Annotated in this window: 10 protein-coding genes; 6 read left to right on the plus strand and 4 right to left on the minus strand. The window is 60.3% G+C overall.

Annotation, left to right across the window (positions count from 1 at the left end):
• Window positions 1–449: 449 nt before the first annotated feature.
• The 3 genes from G5380_RS19395 to G5380_RS19405 all read right to left on the minus strand — a co-directional run bounded on the left by G5380_RS19395 (window position 450) and on the right by G5380_RS19405 (window position 3,804).
• Window positions 450–659, minus strand: coding sequence for a cold-shock protein (locus tag G5380_RS19395; RefSeq protein ID WP_005338972.1), 210 nt, complete (start codon window positions 657–659; stop codon window positions 450–452).
• A gap of 274 nt (window positions 660–933) precedes the next feature.
• Window positions 934–1,602 carry a LysM-like peptidoglycan-binding domain-containing protein gene (locus G5380_RS19400; RefSeq protein ID WP_421353031.1) on the minus strand — a complete coding sequence of 223 codons (669 nt, stop codon included), beginning with the start codon at window positions 1,600–1,602 and terminating at the stop codon, window positions 934–936.
• 99 nt (window positions 1,603–1,701) lie between these two features.
• Window positions 1,702–3,804 (minus strand): methyl-accepting chemotaxis protein, encoded by a 2,103-nt coding sequence (locus G5380_RS19405; protein ID WP_421255832.1) that lies wholly within the window; start codon window positions 3,802–3,804, stop codon window positions 1,702–1,704.
• Window positions 3,805–4,077: 273 nt separating this feature from the next.
• Here G5380_RS19405 and gltX point away from each other — a divergent pair, with 273 nt between their 5' ends.
• The gene (gene gltX / locus G5380_RS19410; protein WP_124930141.1) at window positions 4,078–5,493 is read left to right on the plus strand and encodes a glutamate--tRNA ligase; all 1,416 of its coding nucleotides are present in this window, start codon (window positions 4,078–4,080) and stop codon (window positions 5,491–5,493) included.
• Window positions 5,494–5,633: 140 nt separating this feature from the next.
• On the opposite strand, the gene G5380_RS19415 is transcribed toward gltX, so the two are convergent.
• Window positions 5,634–6,884: a methyl-accepting chemotaxis protein gene (locus G5380_RS19415; RefSeq protein ID WP_216952949.1), complete on the minus strand. Its 1,251-nt coding sequence runs from the start codon at window positions 6,882–6,884 to the stop codon at window positions 5,634–5,636.
• 100 nt (window positions 6,885–6,984) lie between these two features.
• Here G5380_RS19415 and G5380_RS19420 point away from each other — a divergent pair, with 100 nt between their 5' ends.
• The 5 genes from G5380_RS19420 to hemE all read left to right on the plus strand — a co-directional run bounded on the left by G5380_RS19420 (window position 6,985) and on the right by hemE (window position 14,216).
• Window positions 6,985–7,734 (plus strand): potassium channel family protein, encoded by a 750-nt coding sequence (locus G5380_RS19420; RefSeq protein ID WP_254204246.1) that lies wholly within the window; start codon window positions 6,985–6,987, stop codon window positions 7,732–7,734.
• A gap of 147 nt (window positions 7,735–7,881) precedes the next feature.
• Window positions 7,882–8,487, plus strand: a complete 606-nt coding sequence (locus tag G5380_RS19425; protein WP_216952951.1) for a TIGR04211 family SH3 domain-containing protein — start codon at window positions 7,882–7,884, stop codon at window positions 8,485–8,487.
• Between the two features lie 313 nt (window positions 8,488–8,800).
• On the plus strand, window positions 8,801–11,965 hold the full coding sequence (gene putA / locus G5380_RS19430) for a bifunctional proline dehydrogenase/L-glutamate gamma-semialdehyde dehydrogenase PutA (protein WP_421353032.1): 3,165 nt from the start codon (window positions 8,801–8,803) through the stop codon (window positions 11,963–11,965).
• A gap of 221 nt (window positions 11,966–12,186) precedes the next feature.
• Window positions 12,187–12,966, plus strand: a complete 780-nt coding sequence (gene nudC, locus G5380_RS19435) for an NAD(+) diphosphatase (RefSeq protein ID WP_421353033.1) — start codon at window positions 12,187–12,189, stop codon at window positions 12,964–12,966.
• Window positions 12,967–13,148: 182 nt separating this feature from the next.
• A complete protein-coding gene (hemE, locus tag G5380_RS19440) occupies window positions 13,149–14,216 on the plus strand; it encodes a uroporphyrinogen decarboxylase (protein WP_421353034.1) in 1,068 nt (355 codons plus the stop codon).
• Window positions 14,217–14,294: the final 78 nt, after the last annotated feature.

Raw genomic sequence — 14,294 nt, forward strand, 5'->3', positions numbered from 1 at the left:
CGGGAATAGCTCAGTTGGTAGAGCACGACCTTGCCAAGGTCGGGGTCGCGAGTTCGAGTCTCGTTTCCCGCTCCAATCTCTCTTCAAATTCACTATCTTTCCCCCCAAGCTCACGAATTCAGTTTCTCCATACAATCGCAGCCACATTCAGTTGGTAGAGCATGATCCGCGCTTGCCAAGGCTGGGGTCGCGAGTTCGAGTCTCGTTTCCCGCTCCAATCTCTCTTCGAAGTTTTCATAATCCCTTTGAATTGCCCTTCACATCGCGCTGCGATGCTTTGTCGTATCTGGCGGTTTACTTCAGCGTATCTCTACCACCTCCTGCAAACAGGGGGGCTTACTCTGTGGGCTGATCGAGGCAAGCGGTTGTGACAGGTGGTGGAAGGCGAGAATGGCGGGCAAAAAAGAGGAGGGGCCTTGGCTCCTCCTGCATGATTCACTGGCGCGGGCTTAGACCAGAGTAACGTTCTCAGCCTGAGGGCCTTTTTTGCCCTGGGTCACAGTGAACTGGACTTTTTGACCTTCAGCCAGGGTTTTGAAACCGGTGCTCTGGATGGAGGAGAAGTGAACGAATACGTCCGGACCCTGGGATTGTTCAATAAAGCCAAAACCCTTGGTTTCGTTGAACCATTTTACCTGGCCGGTGCGAATGTCAGACATGTGCTAAATCCTATCAATAACAAAATGAAACTAAGCCCGTGCTGGGCTGCATTTGCCTTGCAAGCAGGGGTTGGCTCATGACTGACCACGTCTCTTTGTCCCAGTAGCACGTAGAACAATCCCTGTCTAAAGCACAAACGATTGTACGTTAGCGCCGATCCTTGTCAATTTGACCCCTTTCGTTTTTTGAACAAGCTAAAAATATTGTGAAGTCAGTAGCTTATTTGAAGATATTTGACTGAAAAAAACGGGAGGCCAGCGCCTCCCGTTTTTGTTATTCCTTGAGGGCGAACCCTTCGCCCTGCCGGTCGTAGCGGTAAACCGCCTGACCGTAGGAGCGGATCTCCACCCGCTGGATGCGGCGGGAGTCGTCCACCAGGATGAAGATAGATCGGCCCGATTGCAGGCGGGTCAGGGGACGATCCGGCCCCTCGATGGCGATCAGGCGGCTCAGCTCGGCACCCGGCAACTCGAATTTACGCCAGATGGAGTAGAGGGTCTCACCCGCCTGCACATCGTGTTGCAGCCAGGTACCGTTGACCTTCTCTTCGACTGGTTTGGCTGCCGCGGGGGCACTACCTGCCGCGCCATTGCCGACAGTTAGAGCTTGAGCTGGCACGGCCAACGGCACTTCCAGCGAGCCGGAAGGGGCTGCTTTGGGGGCGGATGGTGCCGGCTCCCAGGCCAGCACCAGCAACCAGAGCGGGAACAGGATCAGCAGACCTATGGTGTTTTTGCGGGGCAGCGGGCTGGACAGCTTGAATTTGCCTGCTTTGGCATCCTGGCGGCGTTGGCCGAGGTTGCTCATCCCTTGGCCAAAACGTTGGCGCAGGGACAGGGTCGCGGCATTGATGCGATGGAGCAGGGATCCTTGTGATTCGTCTTGGCGACGCTGCTGGGCTCGTCTGTTATGGCCTCGTGGGCGACGGTCCGGGGTGGGCACGGCATTTACCTCTCACTACATTGCCTGCCATCAGGCAAATTCGTCGCCTATGGTAAACGGACTCGCCCCCGAGGGGGAGAGTCCTGAGGCGGAAAATTATCAGCTGAGACGAAATTGACCCAATAATTGCTGCAATTTGTCGGCCGCCTGACGCAATGCCTGACTGGCTTTGGCCGTTTCGGTCGCATCCTGAGCAATGTCGTTGGCCAGTGCGTTGGTTTTTGACAGGTTGCCGGAGACGGTTTCTGAGACCGAGCTCTGCTCTTCGGCGGCGGAGGCGATCTGATAGGTCATGTCGTTGATGGTGGAGATGGCCTGGTAGATGCTGCCGAGCGCCTCTTCCGCCAGATCCGCCTCGCCCACCGCCTGATGGGTCAGCTGCTGGCTCTGGGTGATGGCGTTGACTGCATTGGTAGAGCTGAGGCGGATCTTCTCGATCAACTCCTGGGTGTTCTGCACCGCCTGCTGGGTATTACCCGCCAGTTTGCGCACCTCGTCGGCCACCACCGCAAAGCCGCGGCCCTGTTCGCCAGCCCGGGCAGCCTCGATGGCGGCGTTGAGGGCCAGCAGGTTGGTCTGGTCGGCAATCCCCTGAATGACGGTGAGGATGCTGGTGATCTGGGCGCTGTCGTGAGCCAGCCCTTCCACCACTTCGGCCCCTTTACCGGCTTCTGCCGCGACCTTGTGCATCGACTGGATCACCTGCTGGAAGCGCTCCTTGCCCTGATCGGCAGCGCTTTGCGCCTGTTTGGCCGAGTCGGCGGTATTGTTGGCGTGGGTGGCGACCTCCTGACTGACGTAGGACATCTCCTGTACCGCGGTCAGCATCTGCTCCATCTCGGCCTGATGATGCTGCAGATTGTTGTCGGTCTGACCGGCAATGCGATCGGTGTCACCGGCGTAGCGGTTCACCTCGCTGGCAGTCTTGAGCACATCCCCGAGCAACCCTTGCAGCTTGTCGATAAAGCGGTTGATCCCCTTGGCGAGATCCCCCAGCTCATCCACCGAGCGGGTCGTGAGGCGTTTGGTGAGATCCCCTTCACCATCGGCGATGTCATCCACCAGGCTGACCATCTGACGGATGGGGCCTGTGATGCTGCGTGCAATCACCAGCATGGTGGCCAGCGCCAGTACCAGTACGATAAAGGCACCGACCAGCTGCTGGGTCACCGCGGCCCGGTTCATCTCATTGAGCTGGCTCTCCAGCTGATCGGCCCCCGCCAGTACCACCTTGTAGGGCAGGGTGACGATGATGGCCCAGTTGCGGCTCATTCCCGGCACCATGATGGGGACGGAAATACGGAATGACTCGTCCAGCTCCTGACGCTGAACTTCCGGTTTCAGGTACTGCTGCCACTGGTTGCCCAGCACCTTACTTGCGCTGCTGCCGAGCAGGCTGGCATCACCGCTGGTGCCGGTGATGACACCGGCGGCGCTGACGATCAGGGTTTCCCCCTTGCCGTCATAGATGTTGCTGTTGAGGGACTGTGCCTGACGGCTGATGGAGTCCACCGCCAGATCCAGCGCGGCGATCCCCTTGAACTGACCATCCACCATGATGGGGGTGGTGATAGTGCTCACCAGCACCTGCTGACCGTTGATATCCACCTTGAAGGGATCGATCAGACAAGACCGTCCTTCCCGTTTCGGGCAGGCGTAGTAGTCGTTGGCGGGATTGCCGAATTCGTCCGGGTCGGTTTTTTCGATGGAGAGCAGCAGATCGGTGCCGATTTGATCCTTGTCGCGATAGAAATAGGGGACAAAGCGCCCCTTGCTGTCGCTACCGAGCGCGGTCTGACCGGCAAAGCTGGCATCCTGACCGTCGAAACCGTTGGGCTCGAAGCCGGCAAAGGCGCCATAGAGCTGGGGCTCCAACGCCAATTGTGCCTTGAGCAGGTCGGTGGCCTGCTGGCGATCCAGCGGTAGTTTGCCCTGTTGTTGCAGGGCGAGGGCGCTGGCCATCTGCTGGGTGTAGGAGAGCCCTTTTTGCAGCAGCTGGGTGATGGTGGCCGCCTCGGCGCGGGCATTGGCGCTGACCTTCTGCCATGCCTCCTGCTGCAGCGCTTCACGGCTGGAGCTGATGGTCAGTTGTTGGGTCTGTTGGCCGGAGTATTGGTTGAGCAGGATCAGGATGACCAGGGCTGCGGTCATGGCGATCCCGGCCATCACTAGAATGCGATTCTGGATAGAACGGAACTGCATCGTCTCTTCCTTGTTCGTGAGAAGTGTGGTGAGCGTTATTTGGGTATCGACCGGAGGAGGCAGCTCTCCAGCATTGTGCATAGCAAATCGGAAACGGGGCTTCTGTTTTGCGATCCTCTTCAAATATCGGGCTACAGATGCAAATGGCGACAGATTTAACCCCCTACTTTAGCCCGCAATGGCGTCATGGTTTTCCCATCCGTGATTGTCGGTGCTAAAATGCGACGGTTTTTTTAACGAATTGGCCCAAGGCCCTCTACACAAGGCTTAAAGATGAAAGTCAAAACCCGTTTTGCTCCCAGCCCGACCGGCTTTTTGCATGTCGGCGGTGCCCGTACCGCACTCTATTCCTGGTTGTTTGCAAAGAACCAGGGCGGTGAGTTCGTGCTGCGTATTGAGGATACCGATCTGGAACGTTCCACTCAGGAGGCAATCGACGCCATCATTGAGGGCATGGAATGGCTGGAGCTGAACTGGGATGAGGGCCCCTACTACCAGACCAAGCGCTTCGATCGCTACAACGGTCTGATCGACGAGATGCTGGCCGATGGCCGCGCCTACAAGTGCTACTGCTCCAAAGAGCGTCTGGAAGCGCTGCGCGAAGGCCAGATGGCCAACGGCGAGAAGCCCCGTTACGACGGCAAGTGCCGCGACCACGCCCACGATCACCCTGCCGATGCGCCGCACGTGATCCGCTTCCGCAACCCGACCGAAGGTTCCGTGGTGTTCGATGACCACGTCCGTGGCCGCATCGAGTTCGCCAACACCGAGCTAGACGATCTGATCATCCGCCGTACCGACGGCGCGCCGACCTACAACTTCTGTGTTGTAGTCGATGACTGGGATATGGAGATCACCCACGTGGTGCGTGGTGAAGACCACATCAACAACACCCCGCGCCAGATCAACATCTACAAGGCGCTGAACGCGCCGGTGCCGGAGTTTGCCCACGTCTCCATGATCCTGGGTGACGACGGTGCCAAGCTCTCCAAGCGCCACGGTGCCGTTTCTGTGATGCAGTACCGCGACGACGGCTACCTGCCGGAGGCCCTGCTGAACTATCTGGTACGTCTGGGCTGGTCCCACGGCGATCAGGAGATCTTCAGCCTGGAAGAGATGATCAAGCTGTTCAGCCTGGATGCCATCTCCAAGTCCGCCTCTGCCTTCAATACCGACAAGCTGCTGTGGCTGAACAACCACTACATGCGCAGCCTGGATCCTGCTTATGTGGCCAAGCATCTGGCATGGCACATGGAAAACCAGAAGATCGACACCAGCAATGGCCCGGCGCTGGCCGACGTGGTCACCCTGCTGGCCGAGCGCTGCAACACCCTGGTCGAGATGGCCGCCCAGAGCCGCTATCTGTTCGAAGATTTTGAGGCGATCGACGAAGCGGCAGCCAAGAAGCACCTGCGTGGCGTTGCTGCCGAGCCGCTGGCTCTGGCCAAGACCAAGCTGGCTGCACTGGATAGCTGGACCACCGAAGCGCTGCACGAGCTGATAGAAGCGACCGCCGCCGAGCTGGGTCAGGGCATGGGCAAGGTCGGCATGCCGCTGCGTGTGGCCGTCACCGGTCTGGGTCAATCCCCTGCCATCGACGCCGTAATGGCATTGGTGGGCAAGGAGCGCGTACTGGCGCGTATCGACCGCGCACTGGCTTACATCGAAGCCCGTATGGCTGCCGAGTAAGTTGTGCAAGAGTGGGCAAAGCGATAGCCGAGCCTGCCCTTTGTCCGATAGAAAAAATCCGAAACCACTGGTTTCGGATTTTTTTATGGCCGGGAGCGGCGGCAGGGCACAACGCGGTCATGCCCGACCAGGGCGAGCAGTCAGGCGAGCTTGAAGGAGTGGATCTGGCTGTCGAGCTCCTTGCTGTGCTGTTCGACCAGCTCGGAGGCCTCTTGCAGCTCGCGCAGCACCACGACGGAGCCTTCGGCAATCTGCTTGACCTGTTCCAGATTGCCGCGCATCTCTTCGGCGACCGAGCTCTGCTGCTCGGAGGCTGCGGCGATGTGGCGGTTCATGTCGGCGACACCCTGTACCCGCTGCACTATGGTGGCGAGCTGGGTACCGGCCTGGGTCACCTGTTCCACCCCCTTGTCGGCCTGGCGCACGCTCTGGGCCATAAGTTCGGCGGCCTGACCGGCATTGCCCTGCAGCTGTTCGATCATCTTCTGGATCTCGACGGTGGCGGCCTGAGCCCGGTTGGCCAGCTCGCGCACTTCGGAGGCCACCACGGCAAAGCCACGACCCGCTTCACCGGCGCGAGCCGCTTCGATGGCGGCGTTCAGTGCCAGCAGGTTGGTCTGCTCCGAGATGCCGCGAATGGTGTCGACCACAGAGCCAATGCGCTCGACCCCCTGCTCCACCTCGTTGACCACGGTGGCGGAGCGCTGGATGTTGCCGGAGAGGGTGTCGATGGTGCTGACGGTATCGGCGACGCAGCGGCTTCCCTCTTCCGCCAGCTGGCTGGTTTCGGCGGTGGCGTGAGAGGCCTGATCCGCATGGGCAGCCACTTCGCGAATGGCGCCGACCATCTGGCTCATGGCGCTCGCCAGCTGTTCGATCTGGGTGAACTCTTCGTTGATCGCTTCGTTGGCCTCCTCCATGCAGAGGGTGACCTGAGAGGCGATGTCGTTGAGCTCCTTGCAGGCGGCGCGCTGGTTGTTAAACACTGCTTTGAGGTTCTCCTGCGAGTGGGAGACCGCCTTGGCGATGTCACCGAATTCATCCCGAGATTTGAGCAACACCTTGTGACTGAGATCCCGCTTGGCGAAGCGCTCCAGCAGATCCACCAGATAGTGCACCTGCTTGACCATCAGGCGGGAACCGGTCATCAGCAGGATCACGAACAGCAGCCCCATGATGGTGGTCTCCATCAGGCCGCTCCAGAGCAGGCGGTCGGCAATGGCGTTGGCTTTGTCCGGATCAAGCCCCTCGCTGAGCAGGGTGGTCTCCAGATTGTTGGTATCAAACCAGAGTTTGGTCAGTAGCAAAATGGTACTCACCACCATCAGCAACACCACTTTCGGCACCAGCCGAATGTTGCTCATCCGCTTCTCCAGCAGGTTCAACTGCATCGTAAAATCTCCTTTGAATATCGCTTTTCCTTTGCCCTCAAGGCTATCGGCATTATCTTCTCTTTTATTAATTCGCACTGTGCTTAAAGTTGGAAAATGTATGCGACATCACTTAACTCATCTACGGGCGATGGATCTGCTGATGGCATTTCTGTCGATTGTCTCGGTTCTGCTGGTGACGGCCCGCTGGTGGGGCCACGAAACCCTGACTCCCCAGACCCTGCAGCTCTTCTATGACCTGGACAGTCTGATCTGCTACTTCTTCCTCGCGCATTTTGCTTATGGCTGGATCCGTGCTCCAGACCGCAAAGCCTACTTCAAGGCAAACTGGTTCTATCTGCCGGGTAGTCTGCCGATGGTGGAGCAGCTGCGTTGGGCCCGACTGCTCCAGTTGTGGCGGGTCTATCAACTGTTCAAGGAGCACCCGGATCTCTGGGCCATGTTCCGTCGCGAGCGCAACGAGACCACCCTCTCCGGCATCCTCTTCCTCTTCGTCCTGCTGCTGGGATTGGGCTCCGGCGTCATGTACTGGATTGAGTCTGGTCAGCCCGGCAGCCAGATTGAGACCCCCTATGACGCCTTCTGGTGGACGCTGGTGACCCTGTCGACCGTGGGCTATGGCGATCTGGTGCCCAAGACCGAGGAGGGGCGGTTTGTCGCCAGCCTGCTGATCCTGTTTGGGGTCGGTCTGTTTGGTGCCATCAGCGGTTTTATGGCAAGCATCTTTTTGCAGCCGACCAAGGAGAGCGAGACCGACAAGTGGCGTCATCACTACAACAACCAGCAAGAGGAGTTGCTGCGAGAGATCCGCGCCCTGCGCAGCGAGGTGCGGGAGCTAAAAAACAAGTGAGGCCAAGGGCGGGCAAGTTGCGAGGTGACTCGCAACTCCGCGCTTTATATCCGGGGGGGCGCTGCTTTTTCTTTGCTTGTCCTTTAGCCTGCTGGCGGCTTAACATTCAACCTCTTGTCCAAACCAGAAAAAGAGAACCGATCGACCATGCGCGCCCTTCTCGGGATTTTGATCTGCTTGTGTGCCCAACAGGCACTGGCCGATACCCGTTATGTTTCAGACAACATCTTTACCTATATCCACAATGGTCCGGGTACCCAGTACCGGATCCTCGGTAGCGTCAAGGCTGGTGAACCGCTGGAGGTGAAGGCGGTGAACGGCGAGGCCGGATTCACCCAGGTGGTGGACGGGCGTGGCCGCGAAGGGTGGATAAAAAGCAGCGAACTACAGAGTGAGCCCAGCTTGCGTGAGCGGCTCCCTCAGGTTGAAAAGGAGCGGGATGAGCTCAAGGCCCGCCTGCAAAATCTCAACGGTGACAACGAGAAACGCTTTACCGAAAAGGATGGCCAGATCGCTGCCCAGAGCAAGGAGATCGCCGCTCTCAAGGCCCAGTTGGTCAGTCAGGGTGAGGAGATGAGCAATCTCAAAGAGCAGAATGATGCCCTGACCCAGAGCTACGACAACCAGGAACACGACATGCAGATGGACTGGTTTATCCGTGGTGGTGCCATGGTGGGGGCCGGTATCCTGCTTGGTATCCTGCTGCCGATGCTGCCCCGTCGTCGCAGTCGTGGCGATCGCTGGATGAACTGACAGCATTTGGCTGAATAAATTGATGAGAAGGGTCGCCGTGGCGGCCCTTCTTTTTTTGGGGCGTATTGGGGGGATGGGTGGCTGCTTTGCGATAGAGCGGCGGCAGATCGTATACAAAATTAAGTCAGATGACCCTCATGTTTATTGGCGGGCTGGCTTCAAAAGGGAATGAATAGGGTGAATTAGCGATCTTTGTTAAAGAGTGGCAACAAATTCATTTCATATAGGGGAGGATATTGTATACATTGTCGGCGTTTCGGCGGCGCGACCGCCTTTGTCGATATCAGCCTTAGGGCGTACAGGAAGACCCCATATGTTCAAAGCTACTCAAGTACTTGCCGCTGACTATATCCCCTCTGATCTGGCCGCCCTGCGCGAAGCCATCACCCAGAACTATGTGGTGGATGAAAATGCCTATCTGGCCGAACTGTCGGCCATGCTGCCGGGGGATGGCGCCTCGCTGGAGCAGGTGACCCAGCGTGCCCGTACTCTGGTGACCAAGGTGCGCAAGGAGAGCGGCTCCGGTGACGGTATCGACGCCTTCCTGCAGGAGTACAGCCTGGATACCCAGGAGGGGATTATCCTGATGTGTCTGGCCGAGGCGCTGCTGCGCATTCCCGATGCCGAGACCGCTGACGCCCTGATCAAGGACAAGCTCTCCGGCGCCAACTGGTCATCTCATTTCCGCAAGAGCGACTCTACTCTGGTCAACGCCTCCACCTGGGGGCTGATGCTGACCGGCAAGATTATCAAGCTCGACAAAAAGCTCGACGGCAACCCGGCCAACCTGCTGGGGCGGATGGTCAACAAGCTGGGGGAGCCGGTGGTGCGATCCGCCATGTATGCCGCCATGAAGATCATGGGCAAGCAGTTCGTGCTGGGGCGCGACATGAAGGAGGCGCTCAAGGCGAGCCGCAAATCCCGCGAGCTGGGCTACACCCATACCTACGACATGCTGGGTGAATCTGCGCTGACCATGCAGGATGCCGACAAGTATCTGACCGATTACCGCAACGCCATCGAGGCGGTGGGCAACGAGCGGATCAGCGACGGCGGCCCGGCCCCCTCCATCTCCATCAAGCTCTCGGCACTCCATCCACGCTATGACGTGGCCAACCGCGAACGGGTGCTCGGCGAAATGTGCGAGCGGCTGGTGGGGCTGGTGCGTCTGGCCCGCGACAAGGATGTGGCCATCAGCATCGACGCCGAGGAGATGGACAGACTCGAGCTGTCGCTGGATCTGTTCGAGCAGCTCTACCGCTCCGACGCCAACCGTGGCTGGGGCAAGCTCGGCATGGTGGTGCAGGCTTACTCCAAGCGCGCCCTGCCGGTACTCTGCTGGCTCACCGCACTGGCCCGCGAGCAGGGTGACCTCATTCCGGTGCGACTGGTAAAAGGCGCCTACTGGGACAGCGAACTGAAATATGCCCAGCAGGCGGGCCTGCCCGGCTACCCGCTCTTTACCCGCAAGGCGGGCACCGATATCTCCTACCTCGCCTGCGCCCGCTACCTGCTGAGTGAGCCGACTCGCGGCTTTATCGCTCCCCAGTTCGCCACCCACAACGCCAATACCGTGGTCAGCATTCTGGAGATGGCCGGTGATCGCCAGTTTGAATTCCAGCGTCTGCACGGCATGGGCGAGGAGCTGCACAACGCCGTGCTGAACGACAATCCCGGCCTGCACTGCCGCATCTATGCGCCGGTCGGCGCCCACAAGGATCTGCTGCCCTATCTGGTGCGCCGCCTGCTGGAGAACGGGGCCAACACCTCCTTCGTTCACAAGCTGGTGGATCCCAATACCCCGGTGGATTCGCTGGCCGAGCACCCGCTGCGTACTCTCAAGCGCTACTCCGGTTTTGCCAACGACCGCATTCCGCAGCCGGTGAACCTCTTCATCGACCGCAAGAACTCCAGCGGCGTCAATATGAACATCCTCTCCATCCAGCGCCCCTTCTTCGCCCGCTTGAAAGAGCTGGAGAGCAAGCAGTGGCTGGCGGGCCCCATCGTCGATGGCGAGACCCTCAAACGCAGCGAGGCACGCACCGTGCTGAGCCCGCAGGATGTGAGCCTCACCGTCGGCAAGATCCACTGGGCCGACGAGCAGGCGGTGGAGCAGGCCTTGGCATCCGCCCACGCTGCCTTCCCGCGCTGGCGTGACACCCCGGTAAGCGAGCGTGCTGCCGCGCTGGAGAAGCTGGCGGATCTGCTGGAAGCGAACCGCGAGCAGTTTGTCTCCCTCTGTACCCGCGAGGCGGGCAAGCTGCTGCAAGATGGCATCGACGAGGTGCGTGAAGCGGTCGATTTCTGCCGCTACTACGCGGTGCAGGCCCGCGGCCTGATGGGGCAGGCGACCCTGCTGCCCGGTTACACCGGCGAGCAGAACGAGCTGTTCCTGCAGGGGCGCGGGGTGTTTGTCTGCATCAGCCCGTGGAACTTCCCGCTGGCGATCTTTCTCGGCCAAATCGCCGCTGCGCTGGCCACCGGCAATACCGTCATCGCCAAGCCTGCCGAGCAGACCGGTCTTATCGCCCATCTGGCTGTGACGCTGGCCCATCAGGCCGGTATTCCGGGTGACGTGCTGCAACTGCTGCCCGGTGACGGTGCCACCGTCGGTGCCAAGTTGACAGCGGATCCGCGCATCGGCGGCGTCTGCTTCACCGGCTCCACCGAGACCGCCAAGCTGATCAATATGACCCTGGCCCAGCGCGATGGCGCCATTCTGCCGCTTATCGCCGAGACCGGTGGCCAGAACGCCATGATCGTCGACTCCACCGCCCTGCCGGAGCAGGTGGTACGCGACGTGGTGAGCGCCGCCTTCCAGAGCGCCGGTCAGCGCTGCTCGGCCCTGCGTGTGCTCTACCTGCAGGAGGAGATCGCCGAGCGGGTGCTGGAGATCCTCACCGGCGCCATGCAGGAGCTGAAAGTGGGCAACCCGGCCGAGCATAATACCGACGTCGGCCCGGTGATCGATGCCGATGCCAAGGCCGGTCTCGATGCCCACCTCGCCTACATGATCCCTCGTGCTCGCCTGATCGCGCAGGCGCCGATGCCAGCCGCGACCATGGAGGGACACTTCGTCCAGCCGACCGCGCTGGAGATTGGCTCCATCCGCGAGCTGGTGAAGGAGCAGTTCGGCCCCATCCTGCACGTGGTGCGCTACGCCACCCGGGATCTGGACAAGGTGATCAGCGACATCAACGGCACTGGTTACGGCCTGACGCTGGGGATCCACAGCCGCAACGAATCCCACGCGGAGGAGCTGGCGAGCCGCATCAACGTGGGCAACGTCTACATCAACCGCAACCAGATCGGCGCCATGGTCGGGGTGCAGCCGTTCGGCGGCCAGGGGCTCTCCGGCACCGGCCCCAAGGCGGGTGGCCCCCACTACCTGAGCCGCTTCGTCACCGAAAAAACTCGCACCATCAACACCACTGCAGTGGGCGGCAACGCCTCCCTGCTGGCGATGGGCGATGCCTGATCCGCGTCGATAGAGGCCGGATACGGGATACCGGATAACAACGGGCCGCCTTCGGGCGGCCTCTTTATTTGCACCATCCGTTTTTTACGAATGGGACAATCGGCCACGGCGGGGTCGTCAGCGACCCGTGCCGGTCGTAAGATGGGAGCCATTCGTGCGGCGTTTGCCCCTTGGTCGGCCAGCCGTGGTCAGGGTTTTGTTTTAACGAGAGTGTTTATCTGATGTCATTAACCGAACAAGCCCGCTGGTTCGTGCTGGGGGGCGATCATCTGGTACTGCTCGATCAGCAGGGAGAGGTGCCACAAGGAAGTAAAGCGTGCCTGCCCACAGCGCTGGCTGACGCCCATTTCGAGCGTTTCGACGAGTGGCAGGGGCTGCCCTGCTATCTGCTGGATCTGGGGGCTGAGGCCGCCACGACTATGATGGCCCCCCTGCGCCAGCTGATGGTGGCGGGGGACGAGGAGGGCTTTCGTCTCGCGGGCCGTGCCTGGCAGCTCGCCACTTTCCGCCGGACCCACCGTTTCTGCGGCGAGTGCGGCGCCCCCATGACCCCGAAGGCGGGGGAGTGGGCGCAGGTGTGCCACCACGGCCATACAGTCTATCCGCGCATCTCCCCCTGCATTATCGTAGCGGTACGCAAGGGGCCGGAGATCCTGCTGGCAGCCCATCGCCGTCACTATCAGGCGGACGATCCCATGTATACCGTGCTGGCCGGCTTCGTGGAGGTGGGAGAGAACCTTGAGCAGTGCGTGGCACGGGAGGTGTTCGAGGAGAGCGGCATCCGGGTGCGCAATGTGCGCTATGTGGCGAGCCAGCCCTGGCCCTTCCCCCACAGCCTGATGATGGGCTTTACCGCCGACTACGAGAGCGGCGAGATCAAGGTGCAGGATGACGAACTGGTGGCCGCCGCTTTCTTTGCCGCCGACCGGCTGCCGCGTTTGCCGCCCCACGGCACCATTGCCAGGCGGCTGATCGAGTTGTCACTGGCTGGCGAGGGGTAACGAGGCGCTTATCTTTTAGCCAACCTTTTTGCACCTCTTTTTAAAAACGGGGCGCTCTGGTTTGCGCCCCTTCACATCTTTGCAACCGATCACCCATTTGCCACGTTTTGGGCAGTCCGCTCCGGTGGGCAAAGTGGTATTATGACCGCCATTTTATGCGTGATATGAATTCAGGAACTGGGATGAAAGAGCTGAAGAACGATCGATACCTGCGCGCCCTGCTGCGTCAGGATGTAGACATGACGCCGGTATGGATGATGCGCCAGGCTGGCCGTTATCTGCCGGAATACAAGGCGACTCGCGCCCAGGCGGGGGATTTCATGTCCCTGTGCCGCAATGCCGAGCTGGCCTGTGAAGTCACCCTGCAGCCGCTGCGCCGCTACCCGCTCGATGCTGCCATCCTCTTCTCCGACATCCTGACCGTGCCCGATGCCATGGGGCTGGGTCTCTACTTCGAGCAGGGTGAAGGCCCGCGCTTCGAGCGTCCGATCACCTCCATGGCCGACGTGCAGGCGCTGCCGATCCCGGATCCGGAAGATGAGCTGGGCTACGTGATGAACGCGGTACGCACCATCCGCCGTGAGCTGAAGGGCGAAGTGCCGCTCATCGGCTTCTCCGGCAGCCCATGGACCCTGGCCACCTACATGGTGGAGGGGGGCAGCTCCAAGGCATTCACCAAGATCAAGCAGATGATGTACGCGGAGCCGCAAACCCTGCACCTGCTGCTCGACAAGCTGGCCGACAGCGTGATTGCTTACCTCAACGCCCAGATCAAGGCGGGTGCGCAGGCTGTCATGGTGTTCGACACCTGGGGCGGCGTGCTCACCCCTCGCGATTACCGCGATTTCTCCCTGCAGTACATGCGCAAGATTGTCGATGGCCTGATCCGCGAGCACGACGGTCGCCGCGTGCCGGTCACCCTGTTCACCAAGAACGGCGGTCAGTGGCTGGAGCAGATCGCCGCCACCGGTTGCGATGCGCTGGGTCTGGACTGGACCACCGACATCGCCGATGCCAAGCGCCGGGTCGGTGACAAGGTTGCGCTGCAGGGCAACATGGATCCCTCCATGCTCTACGCCACTCCGGCTCGCATCCGTGAAGAGGTCGCCTCCATTCTGGCCGGTTTCGGTCACGGCAATGGTCACGTATTCAACCTCGGCCACGGCATCCATCAGGATGTGAACCCGGAACATGCCGGTGTGTTCGTCAACGCGGTACACGAGCTCTCTGCCCAGTACCACGGTCGCTAAGGCCGGGGCGAGAGAAGAAGAGTTTGTTTGAAATCCGGGGCCGTCAGGCCCCGTTTTACATTGAAATAGGCGCTGCAA

It is taken from the genome of Aeromonas sp. 604443, from assembly GCF_049170315.1.
Lineage (GTDB): Bacteria > Pseudomonadota > Gammaproteobacteria > Enterobacterales > Aeromonadaceae > Aeromonas > Aeromonas veronii_A.